Origin of the sequence: Armatimonas sp., from assembly GCF_031410135.1 — a bacterium.
Taxonomy (GTDB): Bacteria; Armatimonadota; Armatimonadia; order Armatimonadales; family Armatimonadaceae; genus Armatimonas.
The window spans coordinates 1-24,924 of the sequence record NZ_JANNYP010000061.1 but is presented as its reverse complement, the minus strand read 5'-3'; the positions used below and the strand labels follow the sequence as shown (position 1 = coordinate 24,924).

At 57.2% G+C, this 24,924-nt stretch carries 24 protein-coding genes, 1 tRNA gene and 1 pseudogene; 8 read left to right on the top strand and 18 right to left on the bottom strand.

What is annotated here, in order from left to right:
• The 4 genes and pseudogenes from RMO15_RS02265 to RMO15_RS02250 all read right to left on the bottom strand — a co-directional run.
• Positions 1–261: pseudogene (locus RMO15_RS02265) on the bottom strand (hypothetical protein); the annotation flags it as partial.
• A 3-nt stretch (positions 262–264) separates the two neighbouring features.
• Entirely contained in the window at positions 265–759 is a 495-nt protein-coding gene (locus RMO15_RS02260) for a TlpA disulfide reductase family protein (RefSeq protein WP_309707418.1), read from the bottom strand.
• 7 nt (positions 760–766) lie between these two features.
• Positions 767–1,366: a hypothetical protein gene (locus tag RMO15_RS02255; RefSeq protein WP_309707416.1), complete on the bottom strand. Its 600-nt coding sequence runs from the start codon at positions 1,364–1,366 to the stop codon at positions 767–769.
• A gap of 50 nt (positions 1,367–1,416) precedes the next feature.
• Positions 1,417–3,324 carry an ABC-F family ATP-binding cassette domain-containing protein gene (locus RMO15_RS02250; protein ID WP_309707414.1) on the bottom strand — a complete coding sequence of 636 codons (1,908 nt, stop codon included), beginning with the start codon at positions 3,322–3,324 and terminating at the stop codon, positions 1,417–1,419.
• A gap of 84 nt (positions 3,325–3,408) precedes the next feature.
• Between RMO15_RS02250 and RMO15_RS02245 the strand changes: the two genes are divergently transcribed.
• The 4 genes from RMO15_RS02245 to RMO15_RS02230 are packed head-to-tail and all read left to right on the top strand — an operon-like array spanning position 3,409 to position 7,838.
• On the top strand, positions 3,409–3,990 hold the full coding sequence (locus tag RMO15_RS02245; protein WP_309707412.1) for an AAA family ATPase: 582 nt from the start codon (positions 3,409–3,411) through the stop codon (positions 3,988–3,990).
• Positions 3,953–4,168 carry a hypothetical protein gene (locus RMO15_RS02240; RefSeq protein WP_309707410.1) on the top strand — a complete coding sequence of 72 codons (216 nt, stop codon included), beginning with the start codon at positions 3,953–3,955 and terminating at the stop codon, positions 4,166–4,168. Before RMO15_RS02245 ends, RMO15_RS02240 begins: the two co-directional genes overlap by 38 nt.
• A gap of 34 nt (positions 4,169–4,202) precedes the next feature.
• A complete protein-coding gene (locus tag RMO15_RS02235) occupies positions 4,203–4,820 on the top strand; it encodes a hypothetical protein (protein ID WP_309707408.1) in 618 nt (205 codons plus the stop codon).
• A gap of 39 nt (positions 4,821–4,859) precedes the next feature.
• Positions 4,860–7,838, top strand: coding sequence for a proline dehydrogenase family protein (locus RMO15_RS02230; RefSeq protein WP_309707407.1), 2,979 nt, complete (start codon positions 4,860–4,862; stop codon positions 7,836–7,838).
• Between the two features lie 6 nt (positions 7,839–7,844).
• Here RMO15_RS02230 and RMO15_RS02225 read toward each other — a convergent pair whose 3' ends face one another.
• The 3 genes from RMO15_RS02225 to RMO15_RS02215 are packed head-to-tail and all read right to left on the bottom strand — an operon-like array spanning position 7,845 to position 9,168.
• Entirely contained in the window at positions 7,845–8,420 is a 576-nt protein-coding gene (locus tag RMO15_RS02225; RefSeq protein WP_309707406.1) for a TMEM175 family protein, read from the bottom strand.
• Entirely contained in the window at positions 8,417–8,911 is a 495-nt protein-coding gene (locus RMO15_RS02220) for a hypothetical protein (RefSeq protein WP_309707404.1), read from the bottom strand. The genes RMO15_RS02225 and RMO15_RS02220 overlap by 4 nt, the downstream gene beginning before the upstream one ends.
• Positions 8,908–9,168 (bottom strand): hypothetical protein, encoded by a 261-nt coding sequence (locus RMO15_RS02215; RefSeq protein WP_309707402.1) that lies wholly within the window; start codon positions 9,166–9,168, stop codon positions 8,908–8,910. The genes RMO15_RS02220 and RMO15_RS02215 overlap by 4 nt, the downstream gene beginning before the upstream one ends.
• A gap of 232 nt (positions 9,169–9,400) precedes the next feature.
• Here RMO15_RS02215 and RMO15_RS02210 point away from each other — a divergent pair, with 232 nt between their 5' ends.
• Positions 9,401–10,630, top strand: a complete 1,230-nt coding sequence (locus RMO15_RS02210) for an ankyrin repeat domain-containing protein (protein WP_309707400.1) — start codon at positions 9,401–9,403, stop codon at positions 10,628–10,630.
• Positions 10,631–10,657: 27 nt separating this feature from the next.
• Here RMO15_RS02210 and RMO15_RS02205 read toward each other — a convergent pair whose 3' ends face one another.
• The 6 genes from RMO15_RS02205 to RMO15_RS02180 form a co-directional block, all read right to left on the bottom strand.
• Positions 10,658–13,039 carry an endonuclease MutS2 gene (locus tag RMO15_RS02205; protein WP_309707398.1) on the bottom strand — a complete coding sequence of 794 codons (2,382 nt, stop codon included), beginning with the start codon at positions 13,037–13,039 and terminating at the stop codon, positions 10,658–10,660.
• A 126-nt stretch (positions 13,040–13,165) separates the two neighbouring features.
• Entirely contained in the window at positions 13,166–14,935 is a 1,770-nt protein-coding gene (locus RMO15_RS02200) for an ABC transporter ATP-binding protein (protein WP_309707396.1), read from the bottom strand.
• A gap of 5 nt (positions 14,936–14,940) precedes the next feature.
• Complete coding sequence (locus RMO15_RS02195; RefSeq protein WP_309707393.1) at positions 14,941–16,080, bottom strand: glycosyltransferase; 1,140 nt, start codon at positions 16,078–16,080, stop codon at positions 14,941–14,943.
• Between the two features lie 35 nt (positions 16,081–16,115).
• Positions 16,116–17,345: an EAL domain-containing protein gene (locus RMO15_RS02190; RefSeq protein ID WP_309707391.1), complete on the bottom strand. Its 1,230-nt coding sequence runs from the start codon at positions 17,343–17,345 to the stop codon at positions 16,116–16,118.
• Positions 17,346–17,390: 45 nt separating this feature from the next.
• Positions 17,391–18,662: a histidine--tRNA ligase gene (gene hisS / locus RMO15_RS02185; protein WP_309707389.1), complete on the bottom strand. Its 1,272-nt coding sequence runs from the start codon at positions 18,660–18,662 to the stop codon at positions 17,391–17,393.
• Positions 18,663–18,858: 196 nt separating this feature from the next.
• A complete protein-coding gene (locus RMO15_RS02180; protein WP_309707387.1) occupies positions 18,859–19,191 on the bottom strand; it encodes a hypothetical protein in 333 nt (110 codons plus the stop codon).
• Between the two features lie 49 nt (positions 19,192–19,240).
• Here RMO15_RS02180 and RMO15_RS02175 point away from each other — a divergent pair, with 49 nt between their 5' ends.
• Positions 19,241–20,518, top strand: a complete 1,278-nt coding sequence (locus tag RMO15_RS02175) for an MFS transporter (RefSeq protein WP_309707386.1) — start codon at positions 19,241–19,243, stop codon at positions 20,516–20,518.
• Positions 20,515–21,231 carry a DUF2993 domain-containing protein gene (locus RMO15_RS02170; protein ID WP_309707384.1) on the top strand — a complete coding sequence of 239 codons (717 nt, stop codon included), beginning with the start codon at positions 20,515–20,517 and terminating at the stop codon, positions 21,229–21,231. Before RMO15_RS02175 ends, RMO15_RS02170 begins: the two co-directional genes overlap by 4 nt.
• On the opposite strand, the gene RMO15_RS02165 is transcribed toward RMO15_RS02170, so the two are convergent.
• From RMO15_RS02165 to RMO15_RS02145, 5 genes are all read right to left on the bottom strand, one after another.
• Complete coding sequence (locus tag RMO15_RS02165; RefSeq protein WP_309707382.1) at positions 21,228–21,482, bottom strand: hypothetical protein; 255 nt, start codon at positions 21,480–21,482, stop codon at positions 21,228–21,230. The two genes, RMO15_RS02170 and RMO15_RS02165, sit on opposite strands and share 4 nt — an antisense overlap.
• Positions 21,483–21,517: 35 nt before the next feature.
• The gene (locus tag RMO15_RS02160) at positions 21,518–22,174 is read right to left on the bottom strand and encodes a hypothetical protein (protein ID WP_309707380.1); all 657 of its coding nucleotides are present in this window, start codon (positions 22,172–22,174) and stop codon (positions 21,518–21,520) included.
• A gap of 56 nt (positions 22,175–22,230) precedes the next feature.
• Positions 22,231–22,452 (bottom strand): hypothetical protein, encoded by a 222-nt coding sequence (locus RMO15_RS02155; RefSeq protein WP_309707378.1) that lies wholly within the window; start codon positions 22,450–22,452, stop codon positions 22,231–22,233.
• 149 nt (positions 22,453–22,601) lie between these two features.
• Positions 22,602–24,065: an alkaline phosphatase D family protein gene (locus tag RMO15_RS02150; protein WP_309707375.1), complete on the bottom strand. Its 1,464-nt coding sequence runs from the start codon at positions 24,063–24,065 to the stop codon at positions 22,602–22,604.
• Positions 24,066–24,134: 69 nt separating this feature from the next.
• A tRNA-Pro gene (locus tag RMO15_RS02145) sits at positions 24,135–24,208 on the bottom strand.
• Between the two features lie 43 nt (positions 24,209–24,251).
• Here RMO15_RS02145 and RMO15_RS02140 point away from each other — a divergent pair.
• A partial coding sequence (locus RMO15_RS02140; RefSeq protein ID WP_309707373.1) for a BadF/BadG/BcrA/BcrD ATPase family protein occupies positions 24,252–24,924 on the top strand: 673 nt, incomplete at its 3' end.

The window sequence follows — 24,924 nt, the reverse complement described above, 5'->3', positions numbered from 1 at the left end:
GCCGTAGCGCCGCGCCGCAATCGCATGACCGCACTCGTGGATGAAGATCGAGAGCACCAGCCCGGCTGCCACTGCCCAGCCAAAGTGCAGGGGAATCGCATAGACCCAGATCGTAAAGCCCATCGAAAGAAGTGTGCTGGGGATCGTCGCCCGGATACGATCCGCGTCGCGTGAGTCTTTGATGACCGTGAGCTGCCGACTGGCCTCTGATTTAGCCGTGACACTCAGGCTCTCGTCGCCCAGATCAAACTTGGTGGGCATGGCCTAAACTTCGACCGGCTCCGCGATCTCTGCAAATGTCGCGATTCTCTTGGACATATCGGCAAGAACCGTGGGCTTGTGGCCAAGGGCTTTTCGCTGAACCGTGCCATCGCTCGCGACTAAAAACACGGCAGGAGCGTAGGGGATGCCGTAGAGACCAGAGTGGTAGAGATGGTGATCCAGCATCAGCGGAAACGAAATTCCGTTCTCCGCCGCAAACTCTCGGACAGCCGCTTCATCGGTGTCTTGGGAAATCCCCCAGACCGTCAGCTTGCCGCTCTCTTTGTAGCCATCGGCCAGCTTTTGGAGCGCCTGAAGCGTCTGTGCGCTCTGGCCATCGAGACCGAAGAACGCAAAGAGGATCCAGCTTCGACCCCGTGTTGGGAAAGAATGACAGACCCGACCGTTGAGATCGGTGAGCTGAAAGTCACGGATAAAGTCCGCCGCATTGATTGAGTTGTCGCCCCAGCGCTGCTGAGATTGTCCACCAAAAGCCATAGTGGTTTCAGGATACCAGACTTTTCTCACATTCTGCGAAGATAAAATCTAGTGCCCCCAGTAAGTGGGGAGCATCCCCCGATGTAAAGAGCACCGACTCGCTGTATGCTCCCTGGGAGTCCCGCTGATAGAACTGCCACCCTGAGCCATTGGTGACAACTCCAAACACAGGAATAACGTGTTGCTTTTGAGCGTTTTGCCAGGCACAGGCATCCATCGAGACGAGGCACTGGGCTGTGCCTTGCTCAAAATCGTCTTTTTTTGCTTCCACCACACAGAGGAGCGGTGGCCCCAGGTAGGCGCGTTTCTGAGCGATCAAGTAGTCCACAAACCCCGTTAGTGTGTCACTACGCAGAGGTGCCTCTTTCCACGCTTGGAGCTGTGAGCGCCGTTCCAAGGCTTCTTCGCAGAAAGCATCAATCAACAGTTCTTTAGCGCTCTCCGAGTTGTAGAGAGCGAAATTGCGGTGAAGACGCTCCAATCTCTCCTCGAAGAACGCTGAAATCTTAATGGGAGTTGCTCTGATCTCCCATGACAGAAGTTGTTCGATTCTCAAAAATTCCAGAGCGGAGTCTCGGTTAAAGCTAGAGAGTTTTTGAAGGTTCATGGTTTTAAGTTCTTCTCACATTTTAAGGCTTTGTTGGACACAGCATAATTCTACCCCAGCTCCACGCTGAGCCGCTCCCATTCGGTGAGCGTCGTGGCAAGCTCGTCTTGTGTTTTGGTGTGCTCGGCAGCTAGGGCGACCAGATCGCCAGTGCCGGTGCCAAGGCTTGCTTCAAGTTCAGCGAGCCGGGCTTCCAGAGTGGAGATGCGCACTTCTGCTTTCTCCAGAGCCGCTTGCGTTTTTGCCCGTGCTTTGTTGTCCATACGTGCTACAGGGGGGGCTGCGACTGTGGCGACTTTGGGCTTTGGCACGACGACCGCTGTGGGGTTTTGTTGCTCGCGCCAGGCGGCATAGTTGCCCTCGATCAGCTCGGCGCTGCCGGTTCCGGTGAGCCCGAGGGTTTTATTGGTGACGGCATTGAGCAAGTATCTATCGTGGCTGACCAGAAAGAGTGTTCCCGCGTAGTCTTGGAGCATCTGCCCTAGTGTCTCGCATGACTCAATATCCAGGTGGTTGGTGGGCTCATCGAGGATCAGTAAGTTACACGGCTCTAGCAACATGCACGAGAGTGCCAGCTTGTTCTTCTCGCCACCGGAGAGCATTACTACCTGCTTGAAGACATCATCGCCCATGAAGAGAAACCGGGCGAGGTAGCTGCGAAGCTGGGTCTCGTTCCAGGCCGGAGCTTCGTCGCGGAGGGTATCGAGTACGGTTTTTTGGACATCGAGGGCATCCGTGGCGTGCTGAGAGAAGTAGGCCATCCGCACATTGTGGCCCCACTGGATATTTCCGGCGGTCGGCTCCTCTTCGCCCAGGAGCATCTTGACCAGGGTGGTCTTGCCTGCCCCGTTTGGTCCCACAAAGCCGACTCTATCACCACGCTCGACAATGGCATTCAGATCGGCAAAGAGTGTTCTCTCACCGTAGGCTTTCGCTACGCCCGAGAGGTTCAGCACCTCGCGGCCAATCCGACCCGCGTTTTTATCGTCAATCTTGGCTTTCACACGGCTTGTATCGGTGCGGACGGCATCCACTTTGTCCATGCGCTCAATGCGGCCCTGGGTCTTGTGGCGGATGATACTGGCGGTATTGTTCGCGCCCATGTTGCGCTTAATCAGATCATTGAGGCGAGCGATCTCTTTCTGCTGCTGATCGTACATGTCCTGCTGGCGCTGGAGCTTTTCTTCTTTCTGGCGGCGGAAGTGCGAGTAGTTGCCCTTATACATGGTCAATTTCTGGAACTCCAGCTCGGCAATACTGTCCACCACGGCATCTAAGAAATACCGATCGTGGCTCACCAGAATCACCGCCCCCGCGTATTCTTTCAGAAAGCCTTCCAGCCACTCTACCGCACTGATATCCAGGTGGTTGGTGGGCTCATCGAGGATCAGTAAGTCTGGGCGCGTGAGCACAAGCTTTGCCAGCGCGAGGCGTGTCTGCTCGCCGCCAGAGCAGGAGCCCACTTGCTTTTCGAGCGTCTCCGGCCCAAAGCCCAGGCGCATCAGGGTCGCGTCTTTCTCGGACTCAATCTCATAGCCACCGCGCGACTCAAACTCATCCAGTGCCTCGGTGTACTCTTCCAGCGCCGTGTTGAGCGATTCATCATCGGTCGCATCGCTCATGGCGTGCTCGGCAGCGGAGATCCGCGCCTGTACTGCCCGATACGGCTCCAGCGCGACCTCGATCTCCTCGCCAATCGTGCGCTCGGGATGCACCGGCGCTTCTTGCCGCAGGTAGCCCATACGACGTCCGTTCGCTAGGTTGATCTTGGGAGGCTGGTTGTTACTGGGGTCGGGGAGCTCCTGCCCAAGAAGAATCTTGAGAAGGGTCGTCTTCCCACCGCCATTGCGCCCAATGAGGCCTAGCTTCTGGCCCGCCGCGACACTAAACGTGATGTCCGAAAATAAAATATCTGCCCCAAAACTCTTGGCGAGGTTGGACACCGTGAGAATACTCATAAAACAAAAAACTCCCGAACATTATCGCCCGTAGAGGGAAGATTCGCAAACATAGCTCTCGCGGATAATCTGATAAAATGCCCTGTGCCGCAATTAATTGTTCTGGCGGGGCCGAATGGGTCAGGGAAATCCACGATTGCACGGGCTCTGATTCCTGAGGAGATGCCCTATCTCAACGCGGATGAGATTGCCAAGAGCCTGCGTCTGGAAGAACGAAGCATTGGTGTCGAGGTTGCTGCGGGAAGGCTGTTGCTGGAGCGGCTAGACTCCCTTGCTGGTGAGCGGCGCGATTTTGCTTTAGAGACGACGCTCTCGGGGAAGGCTCTGGCGGGGCGTTTGCTGCGTCTGCGAGCGCTGGGTTACCATGTCAGCCTCTATTTTCTGTATCTGCCTAGCCCCGAGATGGCCGTTGCCCGTGTCCACCAGCGAGTGCGCACCGGCGGCCACTCCATCCCCGATTCCACGATACGCCGACGGTGGGAGAGTGGGTTGCGCTGTTTCTATGATCTTTATCAGCCACTAGCCGACGAGTGGCTAGTTCTAGATAACACGACAATGGGGGAGCCAAGTGTGATCGCCTTTGGAACCACCCCACAGCCAGCTGCCTGGCGACAGATGAGAGCGAACTATGTTGAGCGACGAGCGCGAACCGAAAAAGACACTTGAGCTAAGCCATATTCCGATTGTCTTGAAGGCACTGGGAGCCGGGGTGCAAGCCGCTCTTGCCGAGCACAAGCGCCTACAACAGTCCGTGGTTGTCTGGAAGGATGGCAAGGTGGTAGAAGTGCCGCCCGAAGAAATCCCTGAGTTTCCTGAGGAGGAAAAAACGCCCGGAAAAGGGTAACTTTTGCACAACTGCCGTGTCCGACAGTGGAGAGGTGACTTTAGATGCAACAGAGACTCAGAGTTGGGTTTACTACGATTTGTTTATTGGCGATGGGCTGCAATGGCCCTGTTCCTGCACCGGAGCTGAAACCAATGGCTTTACCTACCTGCGGCCCAAAGGCTGGCGCGGCGCGGGACAGGTGGAGGTTGGCGGTAACGCGGGGACGATTGAGCTGACATCAGGAACCGCTTATCTGAAGATTGGCGCGGATCTGGCAGGCTCGCTGATGGCGGACATGATGACCGCCAGCAACAACCAGCTGGGCGGCGTCGCTGATGCACTTCCGGGGCAGCTTGGTGCGACGGTTCGGGCCAGCACCAAGCCCGCCGTCGAGAAGCTTCACGATTCACAGGCGGCCTCGCTTGGGAAGAAACTCGACCCCTTCAACGATGGCAAGATGCAACTGCTCCAGAGCAAGCTGGGTGAGGGGCGCTTCTCGGAGTATATGGGAAAAGACAATGGACTCGCCGTGCATGGCTACCGCGTGACTATCCTTGGAGGAGACAAGCGCTACACGGTTCGTGCCCAGTGCGCTGAGACCGACTGGAAGACTCTGATGCCGGTCTATCAGAAGATCATCCAGAGCGTTGGGCCAGGGCCCCAGAACTAAATTAGGACAGTCTGCATTTGTTGTGGTAGAATACTCGCCATGAGTACCATAAGTACAACGGCAGGAGTCGAGCAGGCGACGCAGACCCGTGGAAAGCGCTTGCTCTCTGAGGTGCGGCGGCAGGAAAAGAAGGGGAGCTTTACCGAGACGTTCTACGGCCAGCTGATGGCGCTCTCGACCCGCGACGAGAAGCTCAAGATTGAGCTCTTTCGCTTTGTGGATGCGCTCCCCGCACTGAAGTCTCCCGAGTCAGTGGCGCGTCACCTGCTGGAGTATTTGGTGCGCCCCGATGTCTCGCTGCCTCCCGGTGGGGCGCAGCTTCTGACCGCACTCTCTAGTACCAGCCCCTCGCGCTCGCTCTTGCACTTCGCCTCGCACACCGGGGCCAAGATGATGGCGGGGCGCTTTATCGCCGGTCGCAACGGAATCGAGGCCGTCAAGGAGATCGAGCGCTTGCGCCGCGTCCCGATGACCTTCACGATGGACTTGCTCGGTGAGGCTGTGATCAGCGAGGTCGAGGCGCTGGCGTATCAGAAGAAGTATCTGGATCTGATCGAAGACCTTGCTCGCCTCTCCAAAGACTGGCCCAGTATTGACCAGCTCGAAAAAGCCAGCTACGGCACGCTTCCCAAGGTCAATGTCTCCGTCAAGCTTAGCTCTCTTTACTCGCGCTTCGACCCAATGGCTGCCGATGCCACCGTGCAAGCCGTGAAAGAGCGCCTCTATCCGATCCTCTCGGCGGCCAAAAAACACGGGCTCTTTGTGAACTTCGACATGGAGCAGCATGACTTCTGCACCACCACCAACCGTATTTTTCAAGAGATCTTCACCGAGCCCGAGTTTGCCGACTGGGCTGATGTGGGAATCGTGGTGCAGGCCTATCTGAAGCGCGCCGAGGCGGACTTGGTGGAGCTACGCGACTGGGTGATCGCCCGTGGCGTTCCCGTTCACGTGCGGCTGGTGAAAGGCGCGTACTGGGACTTTGAGACGATCATCGCCGCCCAGCGCCACCATCCCGTGCCGGTCTGGGAGAAGAAGCCCCTTACCGATGCTTGTTTTGAGCGCTGTACGGAGTTCTTGCTGGACAACTGGCAGCACCTCCGGCCCGCGATCGCCAGCCATAACGTCCGGTCATCATCGAAGGCCCAGGCCCTCGCCGAGGCAAAAGGTGTCCCACCGCGCACGGTCGAGTACCAGGTGCTCTTTGGGATGGGCGAGCCGATTGGCCGCGCTCTCGCCGCGCAAGGCGAGCGTGTCCGCACCTATGTCCCCTTTGGCGAGCTGCTCCCCGGGATGGCCTACTTAGTTCGTCGTCTTCTAGAAAACTCCTCCAACGACAGCTTCATCCGCAAGTCGGGTGATGCTAACGCCGACGATGCGCTTTTGGCCTCCCCCCTAACTGCCGCCCCCCTAGCCCCCGCCGAGCGGGGGAGTAATGCGGTATTCGTCAATAACCCCGAGGTGGATTTTGCGATCCCCGAGAACCAGAAAAAGATGCAAGAAGCACTAGATAAGATCAAGGCCGACCTCGGCTTTACCGTTCCCATCGTCATTAATGGCAAGCGCGAAGTGAGCGCGACCGTTGTCGAGCGTACGGATCCGTCGGAGACGGCGGTGGTGGCATCCAAGGCACACTTTGCCAGTGTGGCCCAGGCTGAGCAAGCGCTGGCCGCGGCGAGCGCGGCGTTTCCGAGCTGGCGCGATGTCTCGGTGAAAGAGCGCGCCGACCTGCTGCGTCGCACCGCCGACCAGTTTGAGAAGCGCCGCTACGAGATCTCCGCGTGGATGGTGCGCGAGGTGGGTAAGCCCTGGCGCGAGGCCGATGCGGATGTGGCAGAGGCAATTGACTTCTGTAACTTCTACGCCGCTGAGATGGAGCGCCTCTCGGAGCCGCGCAAGCGTAATCTCCCGGGCGAGTGGAATGAGTATTTCTATGATGCCCGTGGCCCCGCAGTGATTATCGCCCCCTGGAACTTCCCGCTGGCGATCCTCTGTGGCATGGCAGTCGCGGCGATTGTGGCCGGAAACCCGGTAATCCTAAAACCCAGCGAGCAAGCATGTCGCGTCGGCTACTTCCTGCAAGAGGCGCTGGAGGCAGCAGGCTGTCCGGCGGGCGTGAGCAACTTCCTCCCTGGTGATGGCGAACAGATCGGACCGACTCTGGTCAACGATCCGCGCGTCGCCGTGATTGCGTTTACCGGGAGTAAAGCCGTGGGCCTGAGCATTATTCGGAGCGCCTCGGAAGTTCGCCCCGGCCAGCGGGAGATCAAGCGTGTGATCGCGGAGCTAGGCGGTAAGAACGCGATTATCGTGGACGAAGACGCCGACCTCGACGAGGCCGTTGCCGGTGCGCTTGCTTCTGTGGCGGGCTTTGCGGGCCAGAAGTGCTCGGCGTGCTCACGGATTATCGTGATTGGGGATGCCTACGAGCCGTTCTGCCACCGACTCGGCGAGGCGATGGCGAGCCTGATCGTCGGAAATGCGTCCGATCCTGCGACCAATGTCCCGCCGGTTGTGGATGCGGACTCGCAGGCCCGGATCGAGCGCTACATCGAGATCGGCAAGCAAGAGGGCAAGCTCGTCGGGCAGAAAGCCGTCCCTGCTGAGCTGGTCGGGAAAGGCTACTATGTCGCCCCGAGTGCCTTTATTGACTGCCCCGCCGATGGCAAGCTCTGCCAAGAAGAAATCTTCGGCCCTGTGGTCGCCATTCTCAAGGCCGCCTCGCTCGACGAAGCCCTGGCAATCGCCGATGGCACCATGTACGCGCTGACGGGCGGGCTCTACTCGCGCTCCCCGAAGAATATCGAGCGCGTGCGGCGGGAGTTTCGCGTGGGGAACCTCTACATCAACCGCAAGATCACCGGAGCCGTCGTGGATCGCCAGCCGTTCGGTGGTGCCCGCATGAGTGGCGTTGGGAGCAAGGCGGGTGGCCCAGACTATCTGCAGCAGTTCCTCGTCCCGCGCACCATCACCGAGTCGGTCATGCGCCGTGGGTTTGCTCCTACGGAAGAAGGTTGACGAAAATCACGGCGCCATCGTTTTTTCTATCCGCCGGTCGGGAATGAGCCACATCACGGCCACGGCGACATAGAGCGCAGCGGAGGCCAGCGGCAGGGAAAATGCCACGGGAATGGCGATGGCGTAGAGCACCAAGGAGACAATGCCCTTGGTGTCTTTCCCGAGCGCTTGCCCCAGGTGGGAGTCTGTTCCATGTGCGGCGATAAGCACACGGCTCAGAATAAAATACGCCACGCCCGAGAGCAAGAGCACCACGCCGTAGAGTGCCACGGGGCGGGGCGCAAAGTGGTTCTCGCCCATCCAGCCCGTTGCAAACGAGACCAGCGAGAGCCAGAAAAGCAGGTGCAAGTTCGCCCAAAGCACGCGCCCGTCCACGATCTTGGTGGCCTGAAGCAGGTGGTGGTGGTTGTTCCAGTAGATGCCGAGAAACACAAAACTCAGGGCGTAGCTGAGGAACTTGTCCTTGAGCGAGAGCAGCGTCGCCCAGTCCGCGCCGTGGGGAACTTTCAGCTCCAGCACCATGATCGTGATAAGAATGGCGATCACCCCATCGCTAAACGCTTCCAGTCGTCCTTTGGTCATGCGGGAATTTTACCGCACAGAGCATGCATTGCGTCCCAGGGTAAGGCTTCAACATGCCGATCTTTGGCGTAGTCTTCATCGGAGGCAAGGAGCATGAGCTTTCCCAGCTCTGCCTGCACTAATTTTAGCCAGAAGGAACGTTTCACAACGAATGAGATCAGTTGTAGAGCATTTTGTCCTTCCTCAACATGATCCTCAGAATAGTAGCGAATCTCAACCTGATCAAGGTGATGGGCATTAAGCACAAGAGAGAACGTCCAATCAAAGCGTCCAGGCTCGGTATACACTGTGAAGGCTACATGTGGTTTACCCTCTGCGAGTTTGAGCATTGCATTGACAAACACTTCTGCTGGTGAGTCCCATAGGTAGGTCAGATGAAAAACGTGTTCGGTCGCATCGTATTCGAATCCCATCTTGGCAATGGATAGTCGAGCAAGTGTCCAACTATGCTTTTCGTGCCGGAATTGAAAGTCAATGTCATCGGGTTTCACGATCCTGCGCTGCCTGCATGTCCAATGACAATCTCGCCCACTTTTAGGGTATATAACTCACCGCTCGGATAGCGATCCCGCATTGCAAAAAGGGTTTCACGATGCTTCTTACCCACTTCCCAGTCATGCGAGAGTATCTCTATCGTGAGATACTCACCGTTGTGGTCTTGGCTTTGGATTTCGTTGAAATAGATCTCTCGTCCACGCTCGCCGACTTCGGCGGCAGAAAGCGGCGCACTGTCAAGGGTTAGGCTCATAATGGCGTTATTGTACCGTGTCGGTCTGGGCCTGAAGTCCCCGCCTTAGCGACGCTTCGCGTCAAGCGGCCCGAGGCCGCGCGAAGCTTGAAGCATTTGTGTCGCTCCCTGGTGGACAGTCAGAATTGGTAGGCGATATGATGTTTCACCACCATTTTCTGTGAAAGAGAAACACTGTATGATCCAAAAAGCCAAGAGTCAGAGCAAAAATGAAATCGTTATGACTCCCGGTATGACAATTCGCGCGACGAACGCCACGGGAACGATCTTGATTGCGGCAACAGATGCCTTGACTCGCTCCTACACCTGGGAAGGAGCAACTCGCTCCGTGGAAATGACTCCTCGGGAGAAGCGTTGGGATGGCAGTCTGGGGCTGTATTATCCGGGGCCAGGGGATCACTGGAAAGAGCATCATGGCATCACTAGAGGAGTGCTGGAGGAAGGGCAGCAGCACTTCAAAACTCTGAAGGAGGCACTTGCCTGGATTCGATCCCGAACCTGGATGCCCTATGTCTATACAGACAGCGGGCTCGTCGTCGGTTGGGATAAGACATTGCCACGAAGACAGCTCAACGTTGAGGTATGGCAGCTCTATATTGGTGGCAAGAAGCCACAGCACTTCCCCGGTAGCCAGAACCCGAAGCTCATTGTCACCAAGGCACCAGCCGTGAACGTGTTTTCTTCCCTGACAAGTGCGGTTCAAGCAAACCATCTTGTTGCCGTGACTACGCTTCTCCGTAACGGTGCCAATCCCAATACACGCGATGGGGCGGGACGAGTGCTACTTTCTGTTGCCGCGAACCATGGCTCTACCGAGATTGTTCAGGCTCTACTGCAGAAAGGGGCGAATCCAAATGGTCGAAATGAGGACGGCTCCACAGTGTTGCTTGGTGCGATAGAAAATGAGCAGCTTACGATCGTCAAGCTTTTGATTGCTAAGGGAGCAAATGTCAATGCGGTTGCTGAGAGCGGCGAGATGAAAGGCAGCTCCGCGTTGCTTCTGGCAGCTTTGGGGGATAATGCGCCACTGGTCGAGCTCCTACTTCAGGCAGGGGCTGATGTGAAAGCAACCGATGATCAGTTACACAATACTCCTCTTGCGTGGGCGTGTAGTAGCGGAAATGTCGCCATTGCCAAGCTCTTGCTTGCTAAGGGAGCCGAAGTGGACGCACGGAACAGCATGGGAGGAACCCCTTTGATGGGGGCGGCAATGGCAGGAAACCCCGAGTTGGTCAAGCTGTTGATTGCCAAGGGGGCCAAGGTGACGGCCCGCGATGACCAAACGCGACAGGTCTACGGGCAGGCGCTGTTCATGGGCGACACGAAGACGGCGGAGCAGATACGCAAGAGTGGGAAACTCAACGAACTCCAAGAAGACGGTCGTTCGGTTCTCGACTGGGCGGGAATTGGTGGAAATAGCGAGGTTATCACAATTCTCAAACAGGCGGGCGCAGTCAAATAACTCGGTGCGTCCCCGACCCACATTCGTTTATTGCCGCAGAACTAGCTCCGTGGCTCCTGCTCCGCCGAAGTCGGGGTGGGCCATGGCGACGGACTGGACGCGGTTGTCGGTCTTGAGGGTCTCCCAGATGGCTCTTCGGAGGGCACCGGTGCCCTTGCCGTGGACAATACGAACGTTGAGTAGCCCGGCGGTGTAGGCATCGTCGAGCCACTTGTCCACACGCGGCAGGGCGGCGTCGGCGCGCATTCCGATGACGGTAAGCTCGTGGGAGACGGTCATGGTCTTGGCCATGGCGAGCGCTCCGGCGTTGGTGGCGCTCTCCACTTTAGGAGCAGGAAGGGCGGCGATCTCGATGCCGTTGAGGTTGCGCAGGGCCGAGAGGGGAACTGTGACACGCATCGCGCCGACCTGAACCTGGACTTCTTTGCCTGCGGAGTCAGCGAGCACATTGCCGATGGCATTTCCCAGCGAAGTGACACGGACGCGCTCACCTTTTTTCAGAACCGTCGGGATCGGAGCCTCGTCGAAGGGAAGCGGCTCTTTCTCCCAGCCAATCTCCCCGATCAGCTCGTCGGTGGTGTCCTTCATCTTCTTGCGCGTGGACTGGGTCTTGCGGCCCTCTTTCCCCATCCGCCGCAGCTCGCCAATCAGATTGTCCATCTTCTCGGTTTTTTGCCGAATCACCGCACGGGCCTCTTCCGTGGCGCGAGCCTTGGCCTCTTTACGCAGGCTCTCCAGATCGCGCAGGCGCTCCTCGTACTTACGCTTCAGCTCATCTATCTCGCGTCGGAGCCTGCGGGTATTCTCACGCTCATTCTCAGCACTCCGTTTTGCTTCCTCCAGGCGGAGCATCACGGTCGCGGCCTCAGCTCCTGCTCGACTCTGGTTCTCAATCGCGGCATCCACCACGCGCGGCGGCATCCCGAGGCGGCGGGCGATGTGAAAGGCATTGGAAGAGCCAGGCACGCCCTGCAAAATGCGATAGGTCGGTCGAAGTGTTTCTAGGTCAAACTCCACGGCAGCGTTGTCAATCCCGTCGCGACTGTAGGCAAACTCCTTCAGCTCGCCGTAGTGGGTCGTGGCAATGACCCGTGCATTGTGCGCGAGCAAGTCCCCCAGAATCGCTTTGGCGAGCGCCGCTCCCTCCGCCGGGTCGGTGCCGGAGCCTACTTCATCCAGCAGCACCAGTGCCTGAGTTCCGAGCGACTTTAAGATCGTGACGATATTACGAATATGCGCTGAGAATGTCGAGAGGCTGTGTGTGATGGACTGCTCATCGCCAATATCGGCAAAGACCTGGGTGAAGTGTGCCAGCTCCGCCGTATGGGCGGGAATGTGGAGGCCAGACTGCGCCATCAGAGTAAAGAGTCCTACGGTCTTGAGCGTGACGGTCTTGCCGCCGGTGTTTGGCCCGGTGATAAGAAGTGCCTTGGTCTGCTCGTCGCCTAGCCGCACATCAATCGGAATCACCGTCTCTTGGTTGAGGAGTGGGTGCCTGGCCTCTTCTAATAGTACGTGTCCATTCTGGTTGAGCTTGGGCGCGATGCACTCAAAGTCATCGGCGAGCTTTGCCTTGGCGCTAGCAAGGTCTAAGCCCGCGACGATTTCTACCGAGCTGTGGAGTTTCTCGCCGAGGCGCTTAACACCCTCCGTGAGTTTTTCTAATACTTTCTCAATCTCGCGTTGCTCGCTGGCTTCGAGCTGACGTAGCTCGTTGTTGAGCTCGACCACGATCAGCGGCTCGATAAAGATCGTGGAGCCTGTCCCCGATTGATCATGGATAATGCCCGGAAGCTGGCGCTTGAACTCGGACTTGACGGGGAGGCAGCGGCGGCCATCGCGCAAGACCACGGTCGGGTCCATGAGCATCCCGCGCGTCGCCGAAGAGTTGAGCACCGCGCTGAGCTTCTCCTCAATTCGTTTTTGGGTGAGGCGAATTTTGGAGCGGACTGCAGCGAGGGTAGGGGAGGCGGAGTCTAAAACATCGCCGCTCCGTCCGATACACAGCTCGATCTGAGCCAAGAGCTGGGGGAACTCCTGAATCCCTTGTGCTCGGTCGGAGAGAAGTGGCGCTTTTTCAGCGTGGCGAATGAGAAAGTTCTTGAGCTTTCCTGCCCCGATAAGAGTCGAGGAGAGCATCAGAAACTCGTGTGGCGTGAGGTTCTGCCCCACCTCAGCGTGCACCAGCGAGCGCCGAATGTCATGAATGCCCCCCAGCGGAAACGGCCCGTGTGCCTCGGTCACTTTCCGTGCCTCGGTGGTCTCCTGCTGCCACTCCTGCACAAAGGCAAAAAGCGGTGTCGGCATCAGCTCCCGCGCCCGCTCACCGCCCAGCGAGCACGCCGTCCGCTCCGCCAGCAGACTGCGCACCGCATCAAACTCTAAAACTCGTAGGGAATGGTCATCCATAGCAAAACTCGTATCGCTCCAATGGGCGGCACTGCTAAACAGTGTACCCGGAGAGATGGATCGTGGCTGCCGAGGGCAAGGCGGACTTTAAGACGGTGTAGGCCGCGCTCGATTTGGTAGGCGAGTCTAGGCCACCGATACTTCCAGTTCGGCTCTGAACTGCTCGGCGTAGAGGCGGGCGTAGATGCCACCGAGCTCCAGAAGCTCGGTGTGGCTGCCCATCTCTTTAATCTCACCGAGCTCCATAACGACGATTTTATCGGCCTTGACAATGGTGGAGAGCCGGTGAGCGATGACGAAGCTGGTGCGGTTTTTCATCAGGCGATCCAGGGCTTCCTGGATCAGTGACTCGGTCTCGGAGTCCAGCGAGCTGGTGGCCTCGTCAAGAACCAGGATGCGTGGGTCCGCGAGGAGGGCACGTGCGATGGCGAGGCGCTGCTTCTCACCCACGGAGAGCTTGATGCCCTCTTCCCCGAACTTCGTGTCATAGCCACCCGGGAGCGCTTCGATCGTCTGCGTTAGATTGGCGGCTTCCACGGCAGAGGCAATCTCTTCATCGGTGGCATCTAGCTTGCCGTAGCGAAGGTTCTCACGAATGGTCGCATGGAAGAGAATGCTCTCCTGTAAGACCGTCCCGATCTGCTGTCGGAGCGAGTACAGCTCGATATCTTGCAGATCGTGGCCATCAATGGTAATGCTGCCCTTGACCACGTCATAGTGGCGCGAGAGCAAGCTCATCATGGTCGTCTTGCCACTGCCACTGCCTCCGACAAAGGCGATCAGCTGGCCTGGCTCGACCACCAGATTGATTCCCTTGAGAACATACTGCTCGGGCTCGTAGGAAAACCAGACATTGTCGTAGACCACGCGCCCGGCGATCTTGGGGAGCTCAGGAGCCTTGGTGTCGTTGACCACCACAGGCTCCGTATCGAGAAGCTCAAAGATGCGGCGCAGGCTGGCTTGAGCGCGAGCAAGCTGGTCGTTGAGCTGGATCAGGCGCACGGTCGGGGCATAGAGATAGGCCGTGACTAAGACCAGAAAGGCAACCAGATCGCCCTGTTTCAGCTCGCCGTTGATCACCGCCTGCCCACCCATGCACAGAACAATCCCCGTACCAACAGCGGTGATGAGCTCCGCACGGGCAAAGAGCTGCGTCCCTAGATTACTCTGGCGGATATTAAGGTTCAGGTTCTCGCGGTTCTGGTGGGTGTAGCTACGGACTTCCGAGCGCTCCTGGGCGTAGGACTTCACTACCTGAATCCCCGCCAGCTTCTCCTGTAAGTCCGAGAGAATCACCCCGCGTAGCTCACTGATCTTGCCGGCATTGTCCGAGAGGCGCTTGCGAGAGAAGATATAGTTGAGGATATAGATCGGGTAGACCGAGAGAGCCAAGAGGGCGAGTCGTGGGTTTTGAATAAAGATCAGCACCAGCACCCCAATCAGCGTCACGGAGTCCTGGATAATGGTCACAAACGCTCCCGTGATGAGCTGGTTGACCTGCCCGACATCGTTGACCACGGTGGCGACGATCTTACCCGTCTGGGATTTCTCAAAGAAGCCCTGCGAGAGCCCTTGGAGGTGAGTGTAGAGACGAACACGAGTGTCGAGAAGAAAGCGCTGGCCCATCGCTTGGATCGTCACACCCATCACATAGCTCATCAGGCCCGATGCCAGCGAGACAAGCAACAGGATAAAGAAGGCACCCTCCAGGCTTGCCAGTGGCCCTGGCAGATGAAAAGGCTCCGACTTGCGCGGGTCAAGATAGTTGAATATCTGCCGGATCAGTCCTGGAGTCTGAAGGGAGAGCAGCGCCGAAAGAAGCGTCAGAAAGGCGATCCACGCCTGTGTCTTGCGGTACTTTCCCAGCTCACGGATGAAACGCCCCAGTTGGCCCATGCCCGTTACTTTACCATGCGAGCCGCTTCATAGACCGCGACAATACGGCGGGCCATCTCGGTGGGGGTAGGATGTAGGGGGCTCTGGCGGGCGGCACAGGCAAAGGCTTGCAGGCGATCCCGGTCTGCCAGTAGTGCTGCCGTCGCAGCGCCCAGCTCCTGGGGCGGGACGATCAGCGCGTCTATGCCATCGCGCACAAACTCAGGAGCACCGCCTCCCTTAGCCACAACACATGGGAGGCCATTGCTCTGCGCCTCCGAGAGTACGACCCCTTGTGTGTCCGTGACACTAGGGAAGACAAAGAGAGTCGCTGTCGAAAAGATCGGGGGAAGGTCAACGCGAGGCACAAAGCCTGCAAAACGAATGCGAGGGGAGAGGCCTCGCGCTTCCGCCTCGGTTTTTAGGCTTTCCAGTGCGGGGCCACCTCCCACCAGCAAGAGAATCGCATCTGAGGGCCACTGGCCCAGTGCCTCAAAGAGCAACTCGATATTTTTCTCGTGGGCGATCCGTCCCACATAGAGCAACACGGGCGCGGATTCGGGCAAGCTGTAGCGCTCCCGAACGGCGGCAATCTCGGATGCGAGAACGGGGCGAAGGGCGGGAATTCCTGTCGGGACAACCGTAATCTTTTCTTCGGGGACACCAAGGCGGACCAGCACCTCACCCGTGGCATGTGAGGGCACAATGACACGAGCACACTCATGGCCGTAGTACAGACGTAAGTGTCGTGAGAGCCACCAGCTACTGAGCCTTGTTGGAAGAGGAACATAGTGTGTGTACTCGTGGTAGAGCGTGTGAAAGGTCGAAACCAGCGGTACCCCAAGCTGACGTGCGAGCCGGAGCCCGTGATGGCCCATTCCAAAGGGTTGTTGCGTGTGCACGACATCGAGTGGCAAGTTGCGCAGCACCATCGGTTGGCCCAATAGTGGCGAGTGGGCAAAGGGGTTCTCTGGGTTCCAGGGCGAGACCCAGGAGGGCATGCGGCGTACGGGCACGTCTGTGTTGTCCGCATAGCCGGGATAGCGTGGGGCAAGCACGGTCGGCTCGTGACCTTCGGCAAGAAGCTCTAGGGCAAGTGTCTTGACGGATGTCGAGACGCCATTAATAACAGGCTCGTAGCTTTCCGTGAACAAACCAATATGCATCGGTGAAGTGATTGTACCCGCTCCCGCAATCTTGGCTAGGCGGCGCGTGCCAAGGGGCGCTCCGGCAAGAGATAGTTCCCGGATCGTAGAAGCTCCTCCAGTGCTTCGGCCCCGATGGGGCGGGAGTAGAGATAGCCTTGAAGCGCGGTGCAACCGGCGGCTAAAAGCTGCTGTGCCTCTTGATGAGTCTCGACGCCATCGGCGGTGACCTCCAACCCATGTGCACGACCTAAGGCAATAATCCACTGAACTTTTTCAGCACTCTCCTCCACATCCAAGTTCTGTACAAGTGACCGCGCGATCTTGAGATAGCGAAGAGGGAAACGCATCAGGGTTGCGTCCGTGATGTTTCCTGTTCCGACATTGTCGAGGCCAATTGGGAAGCCTCGTTTGGAAAGTGCCAAGAGGCTTTCTCGAAGTGCCTCACCATGCTGAAGGAGCGTATTTTCGGTGAGCTCAAACCTGAAATTTCCCGCGGGGAGCTTTTGAGAAAAGCCGGTCTGCAAGAGCTGGCGTCCTGCAATGTTAAGACAGAGTGGAATGTCATAGCCACTATCTTGCCACACGCGCTGCTGGTGGTAGGCGGACTCCGCCATCCAGAGTCCCAGTGCTTCAATGAGCCCGGACTCTTCCGCAAGGGAAAGAAAGCGTGAGGGGAAGAGTAAGCCTTGCTCAGGGTGTCGCCAGCGGATAAATGCCTCGACTCCTGTGATTCGTTGCTGTTGCGGTTGGAGCTGGAACTGGTAGGCAAGAATGAATTGTTGCTTTTTGAGGCCCGCTTCGAGATCACTGGCCGTAAGGTCGCTAGAGCGCTTCAGCAAGCGTGGACGTGTCGAGATGGGCCCCGGCGCTGGCTCTGCCAGAAGCGGAGCTTCTTCCACCACGGGCAAGACCGCAAAAACCCCGATGATATTGCCCGACTCCAGTGTCGCCTCTTCATGTATCCAGTAGGTTTTTCCCGATGTGTCTATACATCGAAAGCGCACATTTACCTCACGCTGCTGACTCGTGAACGCATCTTGAAAGACATCTTGCCGTCTCTGGCGCTCTTCTGCTGGAACCGCAGCAAGAAGCCGATCGCCAAAGCTCAGCTGCTCGGGATTGTCAAGGGGCAAGAGATCGCAAGCGCGTCGAGGATCTGCGATTGTAGGAGGAGCTAGCTGCCTTGCCTGGGCATCGTAGTGTGCGGTGTAGGCAAACGAACGCGTCGCGGTGAGTAACCGTCCGAGAAGTTCTCCAAGGCGTTCAGCAGATAAGAAAGACATGTCTGTCTTAATTCTGGCAGTTTTGCTCCGGTTATTGAGGCTTTCTTACATCAACAACCTAGAGAGACTTTCTAACGGGGCTACCTCCTGCACTTTTGTGATCATGTCGCGGACAGTTGCAACACCTTGTGCTAGCTCATCATCGCCTAGAATGACGGCAAATCGTGCCTTGCACTGATCCGCTTGTTCCAGCATAGCTTTCATTCGACGACCAGTGTAGTCCATATCGCAGACAACTCCCTCTGCGCGCAGGTGGGCCAGCAGAGTAACACAAGATGCTCGTGCTGCTTCGCCGAGAGGGCAGAGAAATGCATCGAGCCCGGAGGCTGTTGGGAGAGAGATGCCCGTTTCCTCCAGCGCCAGCAAGACGCGCTCCAGCCCCAAGCCAAATCCAATGCCCGGTGTTGCTGGGCCACCAACGGCTTCAATTAACCCGTTGTAGCGCCCGCCGCCGCCAAGCGCCTTATCCCCCAAAACTACCGACTGGATCTCAAAAACGGTGTGTGTGTAGTAGTCAAAGCCACGCACCAGCCGAGGGTCTTCCTCATAGGGCAAGCCCATTGCGGTGAGATAGCCCTTCACCGCAGCGAAGTGTGTCTGGCTGGCTTCATCTAAGTAATCGCTCAGGGATGGAGCCGTGGCAAGAAGCGCGATGTCCTGTGGTTCTTTGGAATCAAGCATTCGTAGCGCATTTTGCGCAAAGCGCCGGTTGTTCTCCCCGCTCATCTGTGGCAATAATGGCTCTGCCCAAGTACGAAGCGCCTTGACATACTCTGCCCGGCTCTCTGGTGTGCCTACTGTATTCAGCTTCACCTTGAGATCCGTTAGTCCGAGGCGGGCGTAGAACCCACAGGCCAGTGCAATCACTTCCGCATCGGCTTCCGGCCCAGAGGCTCCCAAAAGCTCTGCCCCAGCTTGGTGGTGCTGGCGGTAGCGGCCTTTTTGAGGGCGCTCGTAGCGGAAGTTGGGGCCAATATAGTACAGTTTGGTGACGGGCCGCTCTATGTAGAGACGGTTGGAGACAAAGGCACGCATGACTCCCGCCGTGCCCTCAGGCCGCAGGGTCAGGGCGTCGTTACCCTTCGTGATAAAGTCAAAAGTTTCCTTGGCAACGATATCCGTGCCCTCGCCAACGGAGCGGTGGATGAGGTCATGGGACTCGAAGATTGGAGTGCGAATTTCTGAGTAGCCATACTGGCGGCAGATCTCACGAAAACTAGTCTCTAGCCACTGCCAGAGCGCCGAGTTTTGAACGGCATCCCGGCCTGGAGCAGGTGGGAGAATATCATAGGTACCCTTAGGGGGAGCATAGCGCATGGTGCCTATTATATCGCCGCTGACCGCGTCTTCACTCAGTGATGGTCATTTTCCCCATGGTCCGCTTTGCCATCGTGGTCATGATCATGCTCTGAGAATGTCTGTACATTCTTATTACTCAACGTACCAACCGCAACAAGCCCACCAACGAGTGCTGCCAGTACAAAGACTATCCAAAGGGGGAATTTAGGTTTTTTCACTTGCTTTTTCCTTGCTCAATTAGTTTCTTAAGATCATGACGTCGTTGCCAGCCTCTTGCGACTTCTTTACTCAAGCCTAGGCCAACAATTAATCCTAAACATCCTGCGTAGATACTGACTGTGTTTCGGCTGACAACGGAGAGAAATCCTTTTCCTTTGTGAGCCTTAGTCTTTTTTTTCAAAACAGCCGGTGTCAGACCCTCACCATTCCAAAATGCATAGACAGGATAGATCGCATACACGACACTAAACATTAACAAGGCTGTCAGAGCACTTGTTTGAAGCCGAGCACGTAGCTGAATTTTCTTATCCACTTTTAGGTCGTACATGGTCTCTATTTTACCAACTCTCGTCATGCATGATACAACAGGATCTGATATGCGCAAACGTTCTTCGGGTTCGTCGGATTTGCCAGATGATGGATTTAAGGCAGTATTCCGTCCCATTCTGCTACTTGCTCTAACGGTTTTTATTGATCTGCTTGGCTTTGGGATTATCTTGCCTAACCTGCCACTGTATATCAAGCAGGCTGTGGGAGAAGCCAATGGCAATGCTGCTTTTGTGGGGGGGCTTCTCGCCGCTTCGTACTCTTTGACACAGTTTCTTTGCGCACCATTTTGGGGACGCTACTCGGATCGCGCAGGTCGCCGCCCCGTGATTCTCCTCTCGCTCTTGGGAGTGGGGCTTGCATATATCTTCTTTGGTCTGGCCAATGGCAGTCTTTGGATGCTCTTTACGGCGCGTCTGCTAGCCGGACTGCTCTCGTCCGCCTCAATAGGAGTGGCGTTTGCCTACGTGGCTGATGTGACGACTCCTGCGAACCGTGCTAAGGGAATGGGGCTGCTCGGAGCCTGTTTTGGTTTAGGCTTTATGTTCGGCCCGGCACTGGGCGGTATTCTGGGGAAAGTGAGCCTGAGCCTGCCTGCCTATGTCGCCGCGGGTATGGCTTTGATCAATTTTGTCTTTTCCTACCGCTTTCTCCCGGAGTCGCTTTCGGCTGAGGAGCGCGCAAAACTTAACAGCCCGGATCGTCCCTCGGCGTGGAAGCAGACTCGCCAAGCACTCACAGGGCCGAACGCGGGCCTCTATGTGCTCTCGTTTATATCGATTTTTGGGTTTGCGGCGATTGAGCAAGCCTTTGGCTTCTTTCTACTTGCACGCGGACTTGCCAACGATAAGAATCTCCCCGAGCGCTTTGGTTACTTGATGGCGTTTGTGGGAATTATCGGGATCATCATCCAAGGGGGTCTGATCGGGCGCATGGTCAGCAAGCTAGGCGAGGGGAAAGTTGCTCGCATCGGGATGGGTGTTCTGGTGCTAGGCTATGTTGCGCTGACTCTACCGCGCGAGTGGGGCTGGATGGTATTTCTGCCGACGATTCCGCTCTCCGGGGGGCGCTCGATGATGGGGCCTGCGATCTCTGCGCTCATCTCTCGGCGAACACAGGGAGGACAGGGGCTCAATCTTTCCGTCCAGCAGTCCTTTGATGCCCTCGCACGGACGGTGGGGCCACTGACAGCGGGTTGGCTCTTTAAGACGTTTGACCCGACGGCTCCCTACTACTTCTCCGCGGGACTGACCGTTTTGGCTCTCCTACTCACGGTCGCGGTTCCTAGCATTCTGGCGACACCCAAAGATCCTGAGCAGGCAAAATGAAGTACGGCGCGGCGGCACTGCTACTGCTTGCCTTAGTGGGGTGCGCTCGCCCTGGTGAGAAAAAAGCCGAGCGCGCCGTGGAGGAGCTACTGCCGCAGTATCTAGGCCCGGCGCAGAGCTACACCGCCAAAGTGAAGGCAGCAAGCCTGGGAGCCTTGATGCGTGGCCGTGTGCGTACGGTGACTCTCGTTGGGCGTGGGGTTCAGCTTCTGCCTGAGTGCACTGTGGCGGAACTTCGCGTGGATGCGGCAGAGATTGAAATTGATAAAAATCGCCAGAGTCTCAAGAGTGTAGGGGAGGCGCGCTTTATTGCACGGATTGAGGAGAGTGAGCTCGACCGGCTCGTCCGGACGCGCCGTCCCAAGCTTGCGGATCTGAAGATTAGCCTGCGTGGCTCCTGGGTAAGCGTTCGCGTCACGCCCGAGATCTTTGGGTATCCTACCTTGCCCATTCAGGTGGAGGGAAACTTACTTCCGCGCGGTGGTGGGGTAAAAATGGACTTTGAGCCCGACAAAGCCCGTCTGCTGATAGTGCCCATCCCGAAGCTCGTTCTGGACTTTGTGGCCGAGCGTATCAACCCCGTTGTGGACTTCTCCTCACTTCGAGCCCCGATTCGTGTGGAAAAGGCGGAGGTGCGAGGTGGCTCACTGTTGCTGTCGGGTTACCTGCCGCCCGAGAGTGTTAATGGGCTTGGTGTGGGAGATCGGCGCTAGCGACGTGCAGTTGTCGGTGCGGTCTGAACGGGGGGAGCAAACTGAATGAAGGCGTCCCCAATAAACCCCGCGACATGGTAGGCAACAATCGTCGCGACAATGCCAAAGAAGCCCGCACGGCGGCTGTCACGTTTCAGGAAAAGAAAAAAGAAGAACGTTGCCGCGAAGGCATACGGACGGTAGACGCTGTCCGTTCCGTAGTAGCGTTCAAAGTTTTCGGTTATAAAGGGTGGAATAGAGGGCAGGGACATAATACTCTCATTTTTGGCAGTCCCTGCCCTAAGAATTAGGCCGCTTTTGCTGTGCGACGGCGGGAGCGCGGCGCAACCGGTTCTTCAGTGATAACAGGCTCGCTATCACTTTCCAAGCTGGGGAGTGTGGGTTGCAGATGCTCTGCTACCGGAATCACAACCGTCATAGCCTCTTGGCGCCGACGGAAGTTGATTGTCTCCCAGTCCCGGATGTAGTCCAGAACCGTCTGGGCAAGCTTGCGTGCCTCGAACTCGGAGAGGAGCAAGGTGAGAGAATCTCGGATGTCCACCATCTTGACCGCCCCCCCGGAGAGTGTCTCGCCGTGGCCATTGTCAATCTTGAGGACAAAGGGCTGACGGTACTTGGTGTCCTTGCGCAGCGAAAGTGTCCGCGCCTGGATACCATCATCGTAGATTGTCCCTTTGTAGTCCGCCCACTCGTCAAAGTTGCCGTAGAGAATGTCCCAGCAGACCAGCTTGAAATCCGCCGCATCGGCGTAGTGCTTGACACGTACCGTAGCTTTGTGGCTGTCGTCAAACTCCACCAGGGTAAAGGCGATCTTGCTGCGCTTGGGCTCCAGCGAGAGCATCTCGCTGACATCGAGCACCCGGTCTCGGGTGATATGTTTATAAACCTGTACCCGCGTCAGCGCATTGGCAGTGGTCATATTGATATTGTTACTTACGATCATGGTCAAACCTCACTTCATCTAGCCGAAAATCATTGCTCCGTGATCGGAGCTGTTACTTAAAGCACTTTTTTGTAGCCGCAGCTCGGGGAATCTCCCTGGCTGGCCCAGCACTCCCACTGAATCACGTAGCCTTCGTTGCGCTTGTAGTACAAGTGCGAAACAAGCTCATCACCGCACTCCGGGCAACGTCCCCGAACCCATGCAGGATCGGGGCGGTCGGTTCGCTGACGCGGCGCAGTTGTCGCCGGTGATTTTGTGATTGTTAAAATTTGACTCATCCTTCTCTTACCTCTTCTCTTACGTCTCGAAAGTCTCCCCTAAGGATTTCCTTCACGGGGATACTCTTTGGGCGGGTAAAAAAGCGGAAAGCAGGTATCAAAAATTAACAAGTGGTAGTGTAGAAAGTATCAGCAAGCGCGAAACTTGTTCATTTTGGCGCAAGTCGTGTGGTGTGGAGGGAGCGCTGAGCGATGTCTTTGAGGGTGACGCTGAGCTCGCCTGTGGCGGCGGTGATCTTTACCTCGCCAAAGAACTGGTGTCCGGCGGCGGGGCCACCACTGCCTGCTTTCTGGAAGAGCACTTGGGGACCAAAGGTGTTATCGAGTTTGTTGGGGCCAAAGCTGCCCGCATGAATCGGCCCGGCGACAAACTCGTGAAATGGGAGGAAGTCCTGGTACTGGGCTTTGTTTGGGTCGTAGTAGTGCGCGGCGCAGTAGTGAACATCTGCGGTCAGCCAGATGATATTCTTGACCTTGCTTCGCTTCAACGACGAGAGCAGCTCGGCGAGCTCCAGCTCACGGCCCGTTGCCTGGCCATCGCCGTTGGCAACGGCCTCGATGGTACTCTTTCCCTGGTAGCTATCTCCGACGACGAGCCCGAGCGGCATGTCTGAGGCGATCACTTTCCAGAGGGCCTTGCTGCTTGCCAGCTCGCGCTTGAGCCAAGCAAGCTGTGCATTTCCCAGCAGCGCGGTATTGGCTCCCGGAGCTGTCTCTTTGCCGTTGGTGTTGTCGCCCCGGTAGGAACGCATGTCTATCATAAACACATCAAGCAGGGGGCCGTAGGTGATCTTGCGGTAGATACGTCCTGGCTCTTGGGGAAACTCACGGATCGGCATGTACTCCCGAAACGCCTGGTTGGCACGGGCGGAAAGTAGCGCGGCACTCTTGGTTTTGTAGCGCGGGTCGTCGAGCACGCGGCCTGGAAACCAGTTGTTGAGCGTCTCGTGGTCGTCCCACTGCACCAGCATTGGCACTTCGGCGGCGAAGGCTTTGTAGTGTGTATCCAGTAAATTGTAGGCAAACGCCCCCCGAAACTCGGAAAGCGTCTCTGCCACTTTTGATTTTGCCTCCGTGATAAGGTTCTTCCAGACCGAGCCATCCGGAAGCTTGACCTCCGAGGGGAGTGGGCCATCGGCGTAGATACAGTCGCCGGAGTTGATAAAAAAATCGGGCTTGCTGGCCCGCATCGCGCCGTAGCCCTTGAGCCCGCCAAATGCCTCGTTGATTCCCCAGCCCTGTCCGACCGTGTCGCCTGTCCAAACAAACGTAATATCGCGCTTTTTAACCGGAGCCGTTCGGAGCCGCCCGATCAGCGGTTCGCTTGTGGCTTTGTCACTGTCGAGGCCCGTAAAGCTCACTCGGTAGAAGACATCTTCGCCAGCAGGTAAGCCTGTCACGAGAAGCTTGCCCGTGAAGTCAGAATTTTCCAGCACCACCGGCCCTGGAATGCGCCTCGGGTTGAGAAACGCCTCCGTCGCGGCAAGCTCGACACTCATTCGGGCAGCACGATCTGCCCGACTCCAGATCATGGCGCTGTCAAAGGAAATATCGCCGCTCTGGATGCCGTGGGTTAGCTCTGGTCGGTCAGAGCGTAAAAAAGAGAAATTCATGCCTACACTATACAAACAAAACAGGCTTGCCGAAGCAAGCCTGTTTTAATTTCTCTTCTAAAATTTTTATCGGGGCGACAGGATTCGAACCTGCGACCTCTGCGACCCGAACGCAGCGCTCTACCAAGCTGAGCCACGCCCCGAAGCGGAAGGAATAGTATCATGGGTATGGTGAATCTGCAAGCCATGTCAAGACTATGTGTGGGAATAGATGCGGGCGGCACAAACGTGAGAGTGCGTTGGAATGAGAGTGAACTACGGTGTGCTGCCGACCCTGAGGGTGGTCCCGAGCCCGTGCTCGCGCTCCTTGCTCAAGTTCCCGGAAAGATCGAGGTGATCTGTGCAGGGATCACGAAAGTGAGCCGTGGAGAGATCAAGGCGAGCTGGGAGACGGCACTTAGCGCAGCCTATCCCTCCACCACTATCTCTGTGGTACCGGACTACGTGGTGGCATTTCATGGGGCGATCCCGGAGGGCATTGGCATTTTGTGCGTGGCCGGGACGGGCTCGGTGATCTACGGGGAGGACGAATCCGGTAAGTCGGTGCGGGTAGGCGGACGCGGCTGGGAGTTTGGCGATGAAGGCAGTGGAGCCTATGTCACCACGGAGCTGATGCATCGGACACTACGCGCCTGCGACGGGCTCTGGCCCCATACCGCGCTTACCAAAGCCGTCTGCGGGCTTCTTGAGACCGACGAACCAGCTCTGGTCGGTGAGCGGGCTCGTCAGCGTGCCCTAATCGAAGGAAGAGGGTTTCTGGTACGCGTAGTCCATACTAAAGCAGCAGAAGGGGATCAAGAGGCACAAGGGCTCTTCACCGGAGCAGCGGCCTGGCTTGCACGCTTTGTTCGTGCCGCCC

What these genes read in the sequence shown, in the direction of transcription:
- RMO15_RS02205 (WP_309707398.1), bottom strand. Translation starts at nt 13,039, where the DNA reads ATGGATGACCATTCCCTACGAGTTTTAGAGTTTGATGCGGTGCGCAGT.
- RMO15_RS02155 (WP_309707378.1), bottom strand. Translation starts at nt 22,452, where the DNA reads ATGAGTCAAATTTTAACAATCACAAAATCACCGGCGACAACTGCGCCG.
- RMO15_RS02150 (WP_309707375.1), bottom strand. Translation starts at nt 24,065, where the DNA reads ATGAATTTCTCTTTTTTACGCTCTGACCGACCAGAGCTAACCCACGGC.
- RMO15_RS02215 (WP_309707402.1), bottom strand. Translation starts at nt 9,168, where the DNA reads ATGAGCCTAACCCTTGACAGTGCGCCGCTTTCTGCCGCCGAAGTCGGC.
- RMO15_RS02165 (WP_309707382.1), bottom strand. Translation starts at nt 21,482, where the DNA reads ATGTCCCTGCCCTCTATTCCACCCTTTATAACCGAAAACTTTGAACGC.
- RMO15_RS02190 (WP_309707391.1), bottom strand. Translation starts at nt 17,345, where the DNA reads ATGTCTTTCTTATCTGCTGAACGCCTTGGAGAACTTCTCGGACGGTTA.
- RMO15_RS02230 (WP_309707407.1), top strand. Translation starts at nt 4,860, where the DNA reads ATGAGTACCATAAGTACAACGGCAGGAGTCGAGCAGGCGACGCAGACC.
- hisS (WP_309707389.1), bottom strand. Translation starts at nt 18,662, where the DNA reads ATGCGCTATGCTCCCCCTAAGGGTACCTATGATATTCTCCCACCTGCT.
- RMO15_RS02195 (WP_309707393.1), bottom strand. Translation starts at nt 16,080, where the DNA reads ATGCATATTGGTTTGTTCACGGAAAGCTACGAGCCTGTTATTAATGGC.
- RMO15_RS02250 (WP_309707414.1), bottom strand. Translation starts at nt 3,324, where the DNA reads ATGAGTATTCTCACGGTGTCCAACCTCGCCAAGAGTTTTGGGGCAGAT.
- RMO15_RS02200 (WP_309707396.1), bottom strand. Translation starts at nt 14,935, where the DNA reads ATGGGCCAACTGGGGCGTTTCATCCGTGAGCTGGGAAAGTACCGCAAG.
- RMO15_RS02170 (WP_309707384.1), top strand. Translation starts at nt 20,515, where the DNA reads ATGAAGTACGGCGCGGCGGCACTGCTACTGCTTGCCTTAGTGGGGTGC.
- RMO15_RS02225 (WP_309707406.1), bottom strand. Translation starts at nt 8,420, where the DNA reads ATGACCAAAGGACGACTGGAAGCGTTTAGCGATGGGGTGATCGCCATT.
- RMO15_RS02210 (WP_309707400.1), top strand. Translation starts at nt 9,401, where the DNA reads ATGACAATTCGCGCGACGAACGCCACGGGAACGATCTTGATTGCGGCA.
- RMO15_RS02240 (WP_309707410.1), top strand. Translation starts at nt 3,953, where the DNA reads ATGTTGAGCGACGAGCGCGAACCGAAAAAGACACTTGAGCTAAGCCAT.
- RMO15_RS02255 (WP_309707416.1), bottom strand. Translation starts at nt 1,366, where the DNA reads ATGAACCTTCAAAAACTCTCTAGCTTTAACCGAGACTCCGCTCTGGAA.
- RMO15_RS02180 (WP_309707387.1), bottom strand. Translation starts at nt 19,191, where the DNA reads ATGTACGACCTAAAAGTGGATAAGAAAATTCAGCTACGTGCTCGGCTT.
- RMO15_RS02175 (WP_309707386.1), top strand. Translation starts at nt 19,241, where the DNA reads ATGCGCAAACGTTCTTCGGGTTCGTCGGATTTGCCAGATGATGGATTT.
- RMO15_RS02260 (WP_309707418.1), bottom strand. Translation starts at nt 759, where the DNA reads ATGGCTTTTGGTGGACAATCTCAGCAGCGCTGGGGCGACAACTCAATC.
- RMO15_RS02160 (WP_309707380.1), bottom strand. Translation starts at nt 22,174, where the DNA reads ATGATCGTAAGTAACAATATCAATATGACCACTGCCAATGCGCTGACG.